14 protein-coding genes are annotated in these 15,397 nt (G+C 38.6%); all 14 read left to right on the forward strand.

All coding sequences use genetic code 11. From position 1 onward, the window contains the following. Positions 1-41: 41 nt before the first annotated feature. The 14 genes from glpX (at position 42) to A2J09_RS21365 (ending at position 15,351) form a co-directional block, all read left to right on the forward strand. Positions 42-998, forward strand: coding sequence for a class II fructose-bisphosphatase (gene glpX, locus A2J09_RS21300; protein WP_012292740.1), 957 nt, complete (start codon positions 42-44; stop codon positions 996-998). 226 nt (positions 999-1,224) lie between these two features. Beyond that, a complete protein-coding gene (rho, locus tag A2J09_RS21305) occupies positions 1,225-2,508 on the forward strand; it encodes a transcription termination factor Rho (RefSeq protein WP_012292741.1) in 1,284 nt (427 codons plus the stop codon). Between the two features lie 137 nt (positions 2,509-2,645). Continuing rightward, the gene (locus tag A2J09_RS21310) at positions 2,646-4,544 is read left to right on the forward strand and encodes a helix-turn-helix domain-containing protein (RefSeq protein ID WP_012292743.1); all 1,899 of its coding nucleotides are present in this window, start codon (positions 2,646-2,648) and stop codon (positions 4,542-4,544) included. 48 nt (positions 4,545-4,592) lie between these two features. Further along, on the forward strand, positions 4,593-6,317 hold the full coding sequence (locus A2J09_RS21315) for an ABC transporter ATP-binding protein (protein WP_012292744.1): 1,725 nt from the start codon (positions 4,593-4,595) through the stop codon (positions 6,315-6,317). Positions 6,318-6,359: 42 nt separating this feature from the next. Continuing rightward, a complete protein-coding gene (locus A2J09_RS21320; RefSeq protein WP_012292745.1) occupies positions 6,360-7,154 on the forward strand; it encodes an ABC transporter ATP-binding protein in 795 nt (264 codons plus the stop codon). Positions 7,155-7,200: 46 nt separating this feature from the next. Continuing rightward, positions 7,201-8,253, forward strand: a complete 1,053-nt coding sequence (locus tag A2J09_RS21325; RefSeq protein WP_012292746.1) for a FecCD family ABC transporter permease — start codon at positions 7,201-7,203, stop codon at positions 8,251-8,253. Continuing rightward, entirely contained in the window at positions 8,250-9,284 is a 1,035-nt protein-coding gene (locus tag A2J09_RS21330; RefSeq protein WP_012292747.1) for a FecCD family ABC transporter permease, read from the forward strand. Before A2J09_RS21325 ends, A2J09_RS21330 begins: the two co-directional genes overlap by 4 nt. A 92-nt stretch (positions 9,285-9,376) precedes the next feature. Further along, positions 9,377-10,426, forward strand: coding sequence for an NAD(P)/FAD-dependent oxidoreductase (locus A2J09_RS21335; RefSeq protein WP_036160729.1), 1,050 nt, complete (start codon positions 9,377-9,379; stop codon positions 10,424-10,426). Positions 10,427-10,608: 182 nt separating this feature from the next. After that, positions 10,609-10,812 carry a 50S ribosomal protein L31 gene (rpmE, locus tag A2J09_RS21340; protein WP_025114780.1) on the forward strand — a complete coding sequence of 68 codons (204 nt, stop codon included), beginning with the start codon at positions 10,609-10,611 and terminating at the stop codon, positions 10,810-10,812. Between the two features lie 116 nt (positions 10,813-10,928). Beyond that, complete coding sequence (locus A2J09_RS21345) at positions 10,929-11,501, forward strand: thymidine kinase (protein WP_012292749.1); 573 nt, start codon at positions 10,929-10,931, stop codon at positions 11,499-11,501. Between the two features lie 155 nt (positions 11,502-11,656). Next, positions 11,657-12,733, forward strand: coding sequence for a peptide chain release factor 1 (gene prfA, locus A2J09_RS21350; RefSeq protein WP_012292750.1), 1,077 nt, complete (start codon positions 11,657-11,659; stop codon positions 12,731-12,733). Further along, the gene (prmC, locus tag A2J09_RS21355) at positions 12,720-13,580 is read left to right on the forward strand and encodes a peptide chain release factor N(5)-glutamine methyltransferase (protein ID WP_036160731.1); all 861 of its coding nucleotides are present in this window, start codon (positions 12,720-12,722) and stop codon (positions 13,578-13,580) included. The genes prfA and prmC overlap by 14 nt, the downstream gene beginning before the upstream one ends. A gap of 44 nt (positions 13,581-13,624) precedes the next feature. Continuing rightward, entirely contained in the window at positions 13,625-14,215 is a 591-nt protein-coding gene (locus A2J09_RS21360; protein WP_036160733.1) for a stage II sporulation protein R, read from the forward strand. Positions 14,216-14,316: 101 nt separating this feature from the next. Next, positions 14,317-15,351, forward strand: a complete 1,035-nt coding sequence (locus A2J09_RS21365; protein ID WP_012292753.1) for an L-threonylcarbamoyladenylate synthase — start codon at positions 14,317-14,319, stop codon at positions 15,349-15,351. The last annotated feature ends 46 nt before the right edge of the window (positions 15,352-15,397 follow it).

Consider the following 15,397-nt stretch of genomic DNA (forward strand, 5'->3'; position numbering starts at 1 on the left):
TTCGGTATGAAAAACGGCCGATAACGGGAGGCAAAGCAACAATGGAACGTAGTTTATCGATGGAAGTAGTACGAGTAACAGAAGCAGCAGCAATTGCATCCGGGAAATGGATGGGACGCGGTTTAAAAATTGAGGCAGATGATGCAGCAACAACAGCGATGCGCAAAATGTTCGATACAATTCCAATGCATGCTACAGTAGTAATTGGTGAAGGTGAAATGGATGAAGCACCAATGCTTTATATTGGTGAAGAACTTGGCTTACGAAGTGGTGGTCCAAAAGTAGATATTGCTGTGGATCCATTAGAAGGTACAAATATTGTAGCAAAAGGTACGAATGGTGCCATGACAGTCCTTGCAATTGCAGATAAAGGTAATCTGTTAAATGCACCAGATATGTACATGGAGAAAATTGCTGTAGGGCCAGAAGCGGCTGGTAAAGTAGATATCAATGCTTCTGTCACTTATAACTTATTACAAGTAGCAAAAGCAAAAAATAAAGATATTTCAGATGTCGTTGCTACTCTATTAGATCGACCACGTCACCAAGCAATTGTTGATGAAATTCGCGAGGCTGGTGCACGTATTAAGTTTATTCAAGATGGCGATGTTGGTGCAGCAATTAATACTGCCTTTGATGAAACAGGTATTGATATTATGTTTGGAACAGGCGGCGCACCAGAGGGTGTTATTTCGGCTGTAGCCTTAAAATGCCTGGGTGGAGACTTCCAAGCAAAATTAGTACCCGAAGATGAGGAGCAATTAGAACGCTGCAATAAAATGGGTGTAGATGTGGATAAAGTTCTTTATTTAGACGATCTAGTAAAAGGTGACGACGCTATTTTTGCTGCAACAGCTGTGACAGATTGTGAGCTTTTAAAGGGTGTTCAATATAAAGGTGCTTACGCATTAACGCACTCGGTAGTTATGCGTGCTAAGTCTGGTACGGTTCGCTTTGTAGAAGGCCGTCACGCACTTGAGAAAAAACCTAGATATTAATGATATTATCTTCTAAAATATACCTAGTACATTTATTGTGCTAGGTACCTTCTTCTTAAAATAAACCATCCCGTAGTTTGTAAGGCAATGTTATATTATATGGTGGATTTGTTATTGACCTATAGAGGTAACCGTATACTATGAACAGAGCTATTCGTTCGTAAAAAATCTTCGATGATAACCCCAATAATTGTATTATATTTTGAAAAAGACTGGAGTTGTGCATATGTCTGCATTGACAATCGCTCAATTAGAAAACATGACGTTAAAAGAGCTTTACGCTCTTGCACGCCAATATAAAATTTCATATTATAGCAAGCTAACGAAAAAAGAATTAATATTTGCTATTTTGAAAACGCGTTCAGAGCAAGAAGGCTATTTCTTTATGGAAGGCGTACTTGAAATTGTTTCGCAAGAGGGCTTTGGCTTCCTTCGACCAATAAACTACTCTCCAAGTAAAGAAGATATTTATATTTCTGCATCTCAAATACGTCGCTTTGATCTTCGTAATGGGGACAAGGTATCTGGGAAGGTGCGACCACCTAAAGAAAATGAACGTTATTACGGCTTATTACAAGTAGATGCCGTCAATGGCGAGGATCCTGAAGTTGCAAAGGAACGTGTGCATTTCCCTGCTCTAACACCGTTATATCCAAACAGACAAATTAAACTGGAAACAACTCAGCGTAATTTATCAACACGTATTATGGATTTAGTGGCGCCTGTAGGTTTTGGTCAGCGTGGATTAATCGTAGCTCCGCCGAAAGCGGGGAAAACATCTTTATTAAAAGAAATTGCAAACGCTATTACGACAAATCATCCAGAAGCAGAGTTAATTGTCTTACTGATAGATGAACGTCCTGAAGAAGTAACGGATATTGAGCGATCTGTAAATGCAGATGTTGTTAGCTCAACGTTTGATGAAGTTCCAGAGAATCATGTCAAAGTAGCAGAAATCGTTTTAGAACGTGCACGCCGTTTAGTGGAACATAAACGTGATGTCATTATTTTAATGGATTCTATCACACGTTTGGCACGTGCATTTAACCTAGTTATTCCTCCAAGTGGACGCACGCTTTCAGGGGGGATTGACCCTGCTGCCTTCCATAGACCTAAGCGTTTCTTCGGATCGGCTCGAAATATTGAAGAAGGCGGTAGCTTAACGATATTAGCGACTGCTTTAGTAGATACTGGTTCACGTATGGATGAGGTTATTTACGAGGAATTTAAGGGGACAGGTAATTTAGAGCTTCATCTAGATCGCCAGTTGGCAGAGCGCCGAATTTTCCCTGCGCTTGATATTCGCCGTTCAGGTACACGTAAGGAAGAGTTATTGCTTGAGCCTGAACAACTTGAAAAACTATGGGCAATTCGTAAAACATTTTCAGACGCGCCTGATTTTGCGGAACGCTTCTTGAAAAAACTTCGTACAACAAAATCTAATGAAGAATTTTTTGAAAAACTGAACGAAGATATGAAAAAAGCAACAAAAGGTAAAGGTTTATTATAGAACTGCCATCACCATTGACAAATAATTGTCAATGGTGATTTTTTTTTGTATATGTTTGAATGAAAAAATGTTTATTGAAATTGATAATCATTATCAATATAATGAAATTAATAAATATCTTTTTGAAGGAGATTCGGATGAATTATGATGCCTATATGCTGCTTTGGCAAAATGCCTATGTTCAAATGAAGCATATTAACTACATAAATAAATCAAAAGTTCAAGTTTCAAAGGTATTAACTAATAGTTCGTTTCTTATCATTACAGCAGGCGAGGCGCAAATTGTCATTGATGAGCAGCCTTATTATGTACAGCGTTTCAGTATTTTTCACATTGGTAAATCTCAGTGTTTGCAGATTAATGCACAGCATAGTGTTAGCTACTTCCTCATACGTTATGAAGGAGATGTCATCTATAAAGATGCCTTTATGCAGCATTTACAGATGCAATATCAACCTTTTCAAATAAATTTCTCTTGTGTGCCTGCTAATCCAATAGCCATTCATAACATTCTTCAAGATATGTATAGCAAATGGATATCTGGCTCTATTCAAGATCATTTTTCAGTCAAAGCTTCTTTGTATGAATTTGTTTATCGTATGTTTCAGGAATTAGCAGATGGGCAGGGCAACCCACATGAAATGGATAAGGCAGAAGTAGCACGGCTGTATATTCATCAGCATCTTCACCAACCATTATCTATACAATCACTGGCAGATACGCTCCATATTAGTACACGACATTTATTACGAATTTTTAAAGCACGCTATGGGGTAGGACCACAAATTTATTTACAGCAATTGAGAATTGAGCAGGCAAAACAATATTTGTTAGAAAATCAATTTGGTATAAAGGAAATTGCTATTTCACTTGGCTATGAAGATGAATACTATTTTAGTCGTGCCTTTAAAAAGGCTACAAATATGGCACCAAGTAATTTTAGGCTGAAATATGCATCATTTATGTCTGAAATGGCCATTACAAATGAGAATCATTTTCAATACAATGAAAATCAGCTCGCGCAAGCACACCGATTTGAGATTGGAGAAAATGAGATGATGATGCAAAAGATGATTCAACATATAAAACTGCCTTTTTTTCTGAGCCTGTTTGTTTTATTAGCTGCATGTAATGAAAATTCGGTCTCAACAAAAGTAGACCACACTATTTCAGATACTATAGAGACGAGAATGGTGACAGATGACAGTGGTCGTGAAGTAGAAATTCCAGTAAGAGCAAAAAGAGTCATCACAGACTGGTATCTAGGACAAATTTTAGCGTTAGATATTGTACCAGTAGGAGGCGTAACAGCTAACCTCGATTATGCAGCATTTCTAAAACAACACTACAAGGATGGGGAAATTACCAATATTGGTACTGATGGTAAGGTATCATTGGAAAAAATTCTAGAGCTAAAGCCGGATTTAATTATTACATGGAATCCAGAAGATGTAGGCAAGTATGAGAAAATTGCACCTACAATTGTTTTTGCTGAGGATGCTCATTCATCAGCTAGAGAGGAAATTGAGGCAATGGGGAATTATTTAGGAAGACAAAAAGAAGCAGAAATCTTTATGGATGAGTTTGAAGAACGTTTAGCCCAAGCTAAGGTAAAAATTAATGATGTAATTCCAGACGGAGCAACATTTACTATTTACGAAATGTTTGAAAAAAATGCAACTATTGTTGGAAATTCAAGTGTATCGGGTGGTAGAGCACTCTATCAAATTTTGGGCATGAAACCACAAGAAAAAGTGCAGGAGTTATTTGATGCAAAAGAGGCGAGTGGTGGACGTTATGAGATCTCCTATGAGGTAGTAGGTGATTATGTAGGTGACTATAACTTCATGATTAACTTCTTTAACAAAGATGGGAAGTTGCCAGGCACTTGGACAAACTTAGATGTCGTAAAAAATAATCAAATCATAGAGCTTCCATCGGAATATTATTTTGCCTCAGATCCACTTTCGGGTCTCCATCAAGCTGAAGAGCTAGCTGACAAAATAGTAGAATTCACGAAGGCTCAACAAAAATAAATAGATAGTAGATATGAAGATTGATATTGCAATAGGAGGCTACCAACCATGTTATTACAGCGATTTTTCTCATATTACAAACCGTATAAACGCTTATTTATTTTAGATTTTAGCTGCGCCATTTTAGTAGCATTAATTGAATTAGCGTTTCCAATTGTTTTAAATAAAGTAATTGATGATATTTTGCCAGATGGCGAGCTAAAGTGGATTATTATGGCGAGTTCATTGCTTTTTGCTTTATATATCTTTAACTCCATTCTCCATTTCATCGTTTCCTACTGGGGGCATATGCTAGGGATTAATATTGAAACGGATATGAGAAAGGAATCCTTTAGCCATGTACAAAAACTTTCCTTCAGATACTTTGATAATAATAAAACGGGGCATCTTGTTTCCCGATTAACAAACGATTTAATGGATATCGGTGAGCTTGCTCACCATGGTCCAGAAGATATTTTTATTGCTGCTATGACCATTATAGGGACATTTGGTGTCATGTTTTACATAGATCCAACCTTTACAATACTTATTTTCCTACTTGTGCCGATCATCCTAGTTTTGACAATTATTTTCGGAAAGTTAATGTCCAAAGCATTCCGTCAAATGTTTGGTGATATTGCTGACTTTAATGCACGTGTTGAAAACAATGTCAGCGGTATTCGCGTTGTACAGGCTTTTACAAATGAGGATCATGAAATTAAACGCTTTAAAGTGAATAATGAAAGATTCCGAATGACCAAGTTGTTCTCTTATAAGGTTATGGCTTGGAATGAAGCAATTTCAGGTATTCTGACAAAGATATTATCATTATTTACATTATTTGTTGGTGCTTATTTTGTGTTAAATGGTGATCTATCAAATGGGGACTTTATCGCATTTATTTTACTTTCCGGGATTCTGCTAGGCCCTATTAATAAAATCAATATGTTTATAGAAAGCTATCCAAAAGGGATGGCAGGATTTAGACGTTATATTGAATTCCTTGAAACAGAGCCTGAGATAGCGGATCGACCAGGAGCGAAGGACATCGATGAAATTGACGGAGAAATTACGTTCACAGATGTATCGTTTGGCTACTCGGATACAAATCGTGCTTTACATCAAATTAATTTAACGGTTCGTTCCGGTGAGACTGTTGCCCTTGTAGGTCCATCTGGGGCAGGGAAATCTACTATTTGCAGTTTGCTTCCCCGTTTTTATGATGTCAATGAAGGCTCCATTAAAATTGATGGTGTGGATATACGCGATTTCAAATTGCAATCATTGCGTGGCCATATTGGGATTGTTCAACAAGATGTCTTTTTATTTGATGGCACTATTCGTGATAATATCGCATACGGTAATTTGAATGCCAGTGAAGAAGATATTTGGTATGCCGCACAGCGCGCACAGCTGACTGATGTCATTAAGGCGCTCCCAGAGGGTATGGATACATTAATTGGTGAGCGGGGTGTGAAGTTATCTGGTGGTCAAAAGCAAAGATTATCCATTGCGCGAATTTTCCTGAAAAACCCAAAGATACTCATACTTGATGAAGCAACATCGGCATTGGACACTGAAACCGAACAAGCTATTCAACAAGCATTAAACGAGCTTTCCATTGGTCGTACGACGTTGGTAATTGCCCATCGATTAGCAACGATCAAAGATGCAGATAGAATTGTTGTTGTATCGAAAAAGGGCATTATTGAAGAAGGAACACATGAGCAATTAATGGAACGAAAACATGCTTATTATGGCTTGTATACAGCTCAATTTGGTCTACAAATATAAGGTTAGTTATAAGCTACTCTCAACAATGAAAGGAAGTTAATTATGTCAGTACTAGAAATAGATCGTGTGGCGATTGGTTATTCCTCGACGCTCATTGTCAATGATTTAAGTGTGGAAATTCCAAAAGGGCAAATCTCCACAATTATTGGACCGAATGGTTGTGGGAAATCTACTTTATTAAAGGCCGTGGCTCGTGTACTTCATACCCAAAATGGAGCTGTCTATTTAGATGGTAAAGCCATCCATCAATTAAAGACCAAGGAAGTTGCCAAAAGAATGGCTATTTTGCCTCAAACGGCAACAGCTCCAGGAGGCTTAACTGTATTTGAGTTGGTATCATATGGTCGCTTCCCTCATCAAGTCGGATTTGGCACATTACGCAAGGAAGACTATGAGTATATCCATTGGGCTATTGATGTGACAGGATTAAGGGATTTTAGTGATCGACCAATTGAAGCATTGTCGGGTGGCCAACGCCAAAGGGTGTGGATTGCCATGGCTTTAGCACAAGGCACCGATATTCTAGTACTGGATGAACCAACCACATATTTAGATTTAGCCCATCAGCTAGATATTTTATTGCTGCTACAGAAGTTAAATAAAGAAGAAGGTCGAACAATAATCATGGTATTACATGATTTGAATCATGCGTCACGATTCTCCCACTTTATCATGGCCATGAGAGACGGGAATTTAATGGTAGATGGAAGTCCAGAAAAAGTAATGACAAAGGAAAATTTACAAAGCGTTTTTAATATTGATGCTGAAATGGCTGTTTGTCCATATAGTAATAATCCAATCTGCCTATCCTATCAGCTATACGATATGAAGAAATAAAATCTAGTCCGTATGTGTATTGGGAAGTTTATAAGGAGGAAATAGAATGACTACGTCGACAGGAGTAGGAGAGCTCAACGATTTAGAGGAGCTACAGAAACGATCTCATCCGATCCGTGGAGTAGTGGCTTTAATTGTAGGAGTAATTGGATTAATTTTAGCTATTGGCTTATCGATTTCTTTTGGTGCAGCAGATATTTCACTAAGTACTGTTTGGACAGCAGTTACCCATTTTTCACCGGAATTAACGACACATCAAATTATTCATGATATTCGCTTACCACGAGTACTTGGGGCTGCTCTAGTAGGAGCAAGCTTTGCAGTAGCCGGGGCGATTATGCAAGGTATGACACGTAACCCATTAGCAGATTCAGGATTGTTAGGCTTGAACTCAGGAGCCGCATTTATGTTGGCCGTGTGCTTTGCCTTTTTCCCTGGTATGCCATATATATTTTTAATTTTATGGTCCTTTATAGGAGCAGGTCTTGGGGTGGCCATTGTTTATGGTATTGGGTCACTGTCTAAAGGTGGCTTAACACCAATGCGACTTGTTTTAGCAGGTGCGGCTGTTAGTGCATTGCTTGGAGCGCTAGGAGAAGGAATTGCCCTTTATTACCGTATTGGTCAAGACCTGGCCTTTTGGTATGCAGGTGGTGTCTCGGGAACAAAATGGAGCCATCTACAAATACTATCACCTTGGATTCTTATTGCGATGATAGGAGCTCTTATCTTATCACGGTCAATCACTGTACTGAGCTTAGGGGAAGAAATTGCTGTTGGACTTGGTCAAAGAACGGCTGTTGTGAAAATATGGGGCATGATTATTGTGTTAATTTTAGCAGGTGCAGCAGTTTCTGTTGTTGGAGCAGTTGGTTTTGTAGGCTTAATAGTTCCTCATTTAACGAGATACATAGTGGGTCATGATTATCGCTGGATTATCACATGTTCTTTAGTATATGGAGCATTGCTTGTTGTGTTAGCTGATTTAGTAGCACGCATTATCAATCCACCTTATGAAACGCCGATTGGTGCTTTAATTGCCTTTATTGGTGTACCCTTCTTCCTTTATTTAGCGCGTAAAGGAGGGAAAGAGTTATGAGTAACAGCTACTTAACACCAAGTCAGCAGAAAACAAGAAAGAAAAATTTTATCATCATTGCTACATTGCTTGTTTTAATCTTCGTTACCTTTGTGATTAGTATGAATACTGGGGTGATTAAGCTAACGCCGTTGGAGGTTTTTAAGACTCTTTTTGGACAAGGAGATGCACAACAACAATTAATCTTATTTGAATTTAGGCTTCCACGAATTGTGATTGCTGTATTAGTGGGAATGGGCTTAGCTATTTCAGGGGCAATTTTACAAGGCGTTTCCAAAAATGCTTTAGCAGACCCAGGTATTTTAGGGATTAATGCTGGTGCTGGTCTTGCAGTTATGCTGTATATTTCATTTTTTCCAACAACGAAGGCAGCACCTGTTTATTTACTCCCTGTACTTGCCTTTGTCGGAGCAGGCTTAACAGCAGTCCTAATTTATTCACTTTCTTATAAACGACACGAAGGTATTACACCGATGCGCTTAATTTTAACAGGGGTGGCTATAGCAGCCGGAATTAGCTCGGCAATGATTGTGCTAACACTACGGCTATCACCTGAAAATTATCAATTTGTGGCTACATGGCTGGCGGGGAGCATTTGGGGTTCAAATTGGAGATTTGTTCTCTCGCTGCTCCCATGGCTAGTGATCTTATTACCATTTGTTTATGCGAAATCGCGGGTATTAAACATTTTAAATTTAGGCGAATTAACAGCTGTTGGATTAGGTGCCTCGATTGAAAGAGAGCGCCGTTGGCTATTAGCGGCAGCTGTTGGTTTAGCAGGAGCTAGTGTTTCTGTAAGTGGTGGTATTGGCTTTGTAGGGCTTATTGCCCCACATTTGGCTCGCCAGCTGGTTGGAGCAAAGCATCAATTTCTACTTCCTGCGGCGGCATTATTGGGTGGTTTCCTCGTATTAATGGCTGATACGATAGGTCGTTCTATTCTCGAGCCTTCAGAAATTCCTGCAGGGATTGTAGTAGCCGTTATAGGCGCTCCTTATTTCTTGTATTTATTAGCACGATTAAAGGAATAAATAGTGAAGGTACCTTGGTGAACAATAAAAGTGTATGAGCCGAGTGCAAGTAATTATTGACGGAATTAAGATGAAGGGGATGGAATGTAAAAATGGAGAACGAACTCTATGATGTAACGATTGTTGGCGGTGGCCCAGCAGGTCTCTATACAGCCTTTTATAGTGGGATGCGAGATTTAAAAACGAAAATTATCGAGTATAGCTCTCAGCTTGGTGGTCGTATGTTAATTTATCCCGAAAAAATGATTTGGGACGTTGGTGGAGTTACCCCTATTTTAGGTGGACAGCTCATCAAACAGCTTGTTGAACAAGCCCAAACCTTCGATCCAACAATTATATTAAATCAAAAGGTGGAAGGATTAGAAAAGCAACCAGATGGAACATTTATTTTAACGTCCTCAACGGGTGAAAAGCATTTTTCCAAAACAGTGATTTTGGCGGTTGGTTATGGCGTTCTGACGATGCAAAAGCTTGAAATAGAAGGAGCAGATCGCTATGAAGTAACTAATTTACACTACACTGTACAGGAATTAGAGATTTTTCGGAATAAACATGTCTTAATTTCAGGTGGTGGTAATTCAGCTGTCGATTGGGCGAATGAGTTAGAGCCGATTGCAGCAAGTGTGACGATCGTTCATCGTCGTGAGGACTTTGGTGGTCATGAAAAGAACGTTTTACGGATGAAGGAATCCTCCGTATGTGTAAAAACACCATTTGAAGTAGTGCAATTACATAGTGATGGGGATTTAATACAGTCTGTATCGATTATGAATAAAGAGACGAATGAGATAGAGCGAGTTGAAGTAGATGCCGTTATTGTGAACCATGGCTTAAAATGTGATTATGGTGCACTAGAAGAATGGGGATTACATATTAAAGATGGTGTGGCACTCGTCAATGAAAAGAGGGAAACTAATATAGAAGGAATCTATGGTGCAGGTGATTTTATTGATCATCCAAGTAAAGTTAGGTTAATAGCAGGTGCCTTTACAGATGGAATATTAGCGTTAAATAGTGCAAAGCTATTAATAGAACCTGATGCACCAAAGGTTGCTTATGTGTCTTCTCATAATATCCGATTCAAAGAGCGAAATGAAAAAATAGGGTTACAAGACAATGATTATCGAGAAGTTCGAGGATAAAAACGATGGATATCTTTCTTTTGATATTTTTTTCTTGAAAATAATAAAACGACTATGCTATACTTCTTAGGTATGCAACGTGTACATATATAGCTGATGGTTTCACTCATATTCGGGCTATGTAAGGTACAGTTCGATAATACTCTGTTCCAGATGGTTCAGGGCGAGAGGAGAAAACGAATATGAAACAAGGAATTCATCCAGACTACAAAGAAGCAACAGTAACTTGCTCTTGTGGGAACACTTTCAAAACTGGTTCAGTAAAAGAAAACATCGTTGTCGAGTTCTGCAACGAATGTCACCCATTCTATACTGGCCGTCAAAAATTCGCGTCTACTGATGGTCGCGTGGATCGTTTCAACAAAAAATACGGTCTTAAAAACTAATGTTAGTTTAATACCTGCCAAGCATGTGCTTGGCAGGTATTTTTTTCAGTAAATATGACACGTTGATGCAAGTCTTTTCAAAATACAGATCGACCAAAAGAAAGGGAGAAGACAGTATGGCGCAGCTATATTTTAAACATGGTGCAATGAATAGTGGAAAATCAATAGAGATTTTAAAAGTTGCCCATAATTACGAAGAACAGCAGAAACCTGTAATGATGTTTACATCAGGTTTAGATACACGTGATGAGGTTGGCTTTGTTTCTAGTCGAGTAGGTTTAAGACAGCAAGCCATTCCTGTTTATGAAGATACAAATATTTTTGAGCTTGTGCAAAACAATGCGGTTAAACCATACTGTGTACTTGTGGATGAAGTTCAATTTTTAAAAAAAGCTCATGTTTTACAACTAGCTAACATTGTGGATGAATTAGATATTCCAGTTATGGGCTTTGGCTTAAAAAATGATTTTCAAAATGAGCTGTTCGAAGGCAGCCAATACATGCTTACATATGCAGATAAAATTGAAGAAATGAAAACCATTTGTTGGTTCTGTCATAAAAAAGCAACGATGAATTTACGAGTAGATGGAAATGGACAGCCTGTATATACGGGAGATCAAATTCAAATTGGTGGAAACGATTCCTATTATCCTGTATGTCGAAAATGTCATGCTCATCCTTCGCTATAATGGAGGACTAAGAAAAAGTGGCGTAGATGCGAAAAGTTTTTTATACTAAGTAGTGGACATAAACATTGTAAATAACCATTATGCATTAGCGTAATTTTAATGGAGAGCTCTTGAAAAATAGGAGCAATTTAAGAAACTAAATTGAGGTGAAATCCATGTTTGATCGATTACAAGCAGTGGAGGATCGCTATGAAAGGCTGACAGAGCTTTTAAGCGACCCAGATATTGTTAATGACAGTAAGAAATTACGTGAATATTCGAAGGAACAATCAGATATCCAAGAAACTGTGGATACGTATCGTGAATATAAAAATGTCAAAGAGCAATTAGTAGATACACGTGAAATGTTAGATAGCGAAAAAGATCCTGATATGCATGAAATGGTAAAGGAAGAATTTAACCTATTAAAAGCTCAGCAGGAAGAACTTGAAGAACGTTTACGTATTTTATTAATTCCCAAAGATCCTAATGATAATAAGAACGTTATTATGGAAATTCGTGGAGCAGCTGGCGGAGATGAGGCAAATATTTTTGCGGGTGATTTATTCCGCATGTATTCTCGTTATGCAGAAACACAAGGCTGGAAAATTGATATTATGGAAGCCACTCCAAACCCGATGGGCGGCTATAAAGAAGTAATCTTTATGATTAACGGACAAGGTGCTTATTCAAAGTTCAAATTTGAAAATGGTGCCCACCGTGTACAACGTGTACCAGCTACCGAATCACAAGGACGTATCCATACATCTACAGCAACAGTAGCCTGTTTACCTGAGGTAGAGGAAGTAGACGTTGAAATTCATGAAAAAGACATTCGTGTAGACACATTCGCATCTTCAGGTGCAGGTGGTCAATCCGTAAATACAACGATGTCTGCGGTCCGTATGACCCATTTACCAACAGGTGTTGTAGTTTCCATGCAGGATGAGCGTTCGCAAATTAAAAACCGTGAAAAGGCAATGAAAATTTTACGCGCTCGTGTAGCAGATATGTATATGCAAGAGGCACAAAAAGAGATCGATGCCACACGTAAGTCTGCTGTGGGTTCTGGTGATCGCTCTGAGCGAATTCGCACATACAATTATCCACAAAACCGTGTAACAGACCACCGTATTGGGTTAACAATTCAAAAGCTAGATCAAATCGTCGAGGGTAGATTGGACGAAATTATCGATACGCTTATTTTAGAAGAACAAGCATCGAAGCTAGAGCGTTTAAATGATGACTTATAAAAATGTGATGGAGGCCCTTGAGTGGGCTTCTTCTTTTTTAGTGGATAATGGTCGGGAGCAAACTGCGGCACGTATTGTTATGCAGCATATACTTGGTACAAGCTATTCAGAGGTTATGCTACATTTACAGGATAAATTAACAGAAGCACAGCAAGTAAAATTTAAAGCCCTTATAGAGGAACATGTCAATGGTCGCCCAGTTCAGTATTGTGTGGGAAGTGAGGAGTTTTATGGTCGTTCATTTATCGTCGATGAATCAGTATTAATTCCTCGACCGGAAACGGAAGAACTGATTCTTGGCACTATCAATCGTATGACTAAACTATTTCAACACCAAGCATTGAAGGTAGCTGATATAGGTACAGGCAGTGGTGCTATTGCCATTTCAATGAAGCTGGAGTGTCCTACGTTAACGGTCGTAGCTACTGATTTATCTGAAGCTGCATTAGCGACAGCACAAAAAAATGCACAGAGATTAGAGGCTAATATTGATTTTAGGCTGGGAGATTTAACTGCTCCGCTCGCAGGTGAGAAGTTTGATATTGTTTTATCGAACCCTCCCTATATCGCTTTTGAAGAGGCGCAGGCTATGTCGGATGTTGTATTAAAGCATGAGCCTCATAGCGCGTTATTTGCTGAGGAAGATGGTCTTATTTTATATCGACAATTAGCAGAGCAATTGCCAGCGTATATGAATAGACCAGCATTAATTGGGTTAGAAATCGGTTATACACAAGGTGAAAAAGTAGCAAAGTTCTTTCAAGATAGTTTTCCACAGGCTACGATTTCGATAGAAAAAGATATTAATGGTAAACCGCGAATGATTTTTTGTGAGATTCATGTATAAAGTGTCTTCATCTTGCCAACAATGTTGAGCAAGGAGGGATTTACATGTTAAATGAATACAAGATTATTAGATTACCTAAACAAAATATCTTTCTAGCGTTTGCTAGATTAGTAGTAGTGGCCATTGCTTTACAGCTATGTGTTTTATATATTCCATCATTAGTAGGTTTTGCAAAAGAGGCTACTAATCAAGAACAAGAAAAAGATTTTAGAATTCGTGTAATTGCTAATAGCAATACAGCACAAGATCAGCATGTGAAAGAGCAGCTTGTTGAAGAATTAAAACCCTATTTTATGCAAGTAGTATCTGCAGGTGTTGCAGGGAATGAGCAAATTCAAACGTTAAAGCAACAAATTGAAACAGAATTAAGCAAAAATTATCCACAGATAGATACACAGGTAGTGGTTGGGGATAACTTATTTCCGCCTAAAAGACAGGGAGCGGTATTATATCCACAAAATGTGTATCACTCCATTGTAGTTAAAATTGGTGATGCGCGTGGTGATAACTGGTGGTGCAGTATATTCCCATCCATTTGCGAGCCCGAAAAAGAAGAAGTAAAAGCAGAAGAACCAGAAGAGGAAGAGCAAGTAACATTCTTTATTTGGGAATGGATTAAAGGACTTTTTGCATGAATTGTTCACAAATTCAGATAACTTATGCACATTTTTTAAGCAGTTATAAACAATTTGTGGATAATTCAGTAAGAATCAATAAATGAAGGTAGGTTTTAAACATGGAAACCGTTTGCAAGGTTGTGGACAGTAATGTGAATAGTCAAATAAATTATACACAAGCTGTGGATATCTTAAATGCGGGAGAGGTAGTAGCATTTCCGACAGAAACGGTTTATGGGCTGGGTGCTGTTGCAACAAATGATACGGCAGTGAAGAAGATATTTGAAGCGAAGGGCCGCCCTTCAGATAACCCTTTAATTGTTCATGTTGGTACAAAAGAGGAAGTAACGAACTATATAGAACATATTTCTGAAATAGCCAAACAATGCATCGATTTATTTTGGCCAGGACCGTTAACGCTTGTAATGCCTGCTAAACCAAATGTGCTGGCTCAAAGTGTAACGGCTGGATTATCGACTGTCGGCATCCGTATGCCAGACCACCCAGTAGCACTTGCCTTATTACAGCAGCTTCAAAAACCACTTGCTGCGCCAAGTGCTAATCGTAGTGGTAAGCCGAGTCCAACAGAAGCTATCCATGTTTTAGATGATTTGGGAGGGTACATACCTTATATTTTGGATGGAGGTTCCACAGGCATTGGGTTAGAATCCACTGTATTAGATGTGACACACGAGCCTCCAGTAATTTTACGTCCGGGTGGCATTACGAAGGAGATACTTGAAGCAACAATTGGTCCGGTTATTCAACCAACCAAAATAGAGCAGAAACTAGAAGAGACACCAAAGGCTCCAGGCATGAAATATACACATTATGCACCAAATGCGCCGGTATACTTAATCAATTGCCATGATGGGGAAGTAAGCGAAGCTGTTCAACAATTACAGCAGCAAGGACATGAAGTAGCACTTCTTGCACCTCAAAATTTCCAACATATTAAAGCTGATTTTTACTTCTCAGTAGGTGAAGAGGGAAGTAAAGAAGACATGGGTGCTTCGTTATACCATGCACTTAGAGCATGTGATAAAACAACAGCTACCGTTATTTTAGCTACGACAACTTCGACGGAAGGCGTAGGGGCAGCTATTATGAATAGGCTTGAAAAGGCTTCAGGAGGCAAATGGTATTCATTGTAAATAAAAATGAGTGACAAAAGACATTAATAAATTTACATGTCTTTTG

The sequence above is a fragment of the Lysinibacillus sphaericus genome (assembly GCF_001629735.1).
Taxonomy (GTDB): Bacteria; Bacillota; Bacilli; order Bacillales_A; family Planococcaceae; genus Lysinibacillus; species Lysinibacillus pinottii.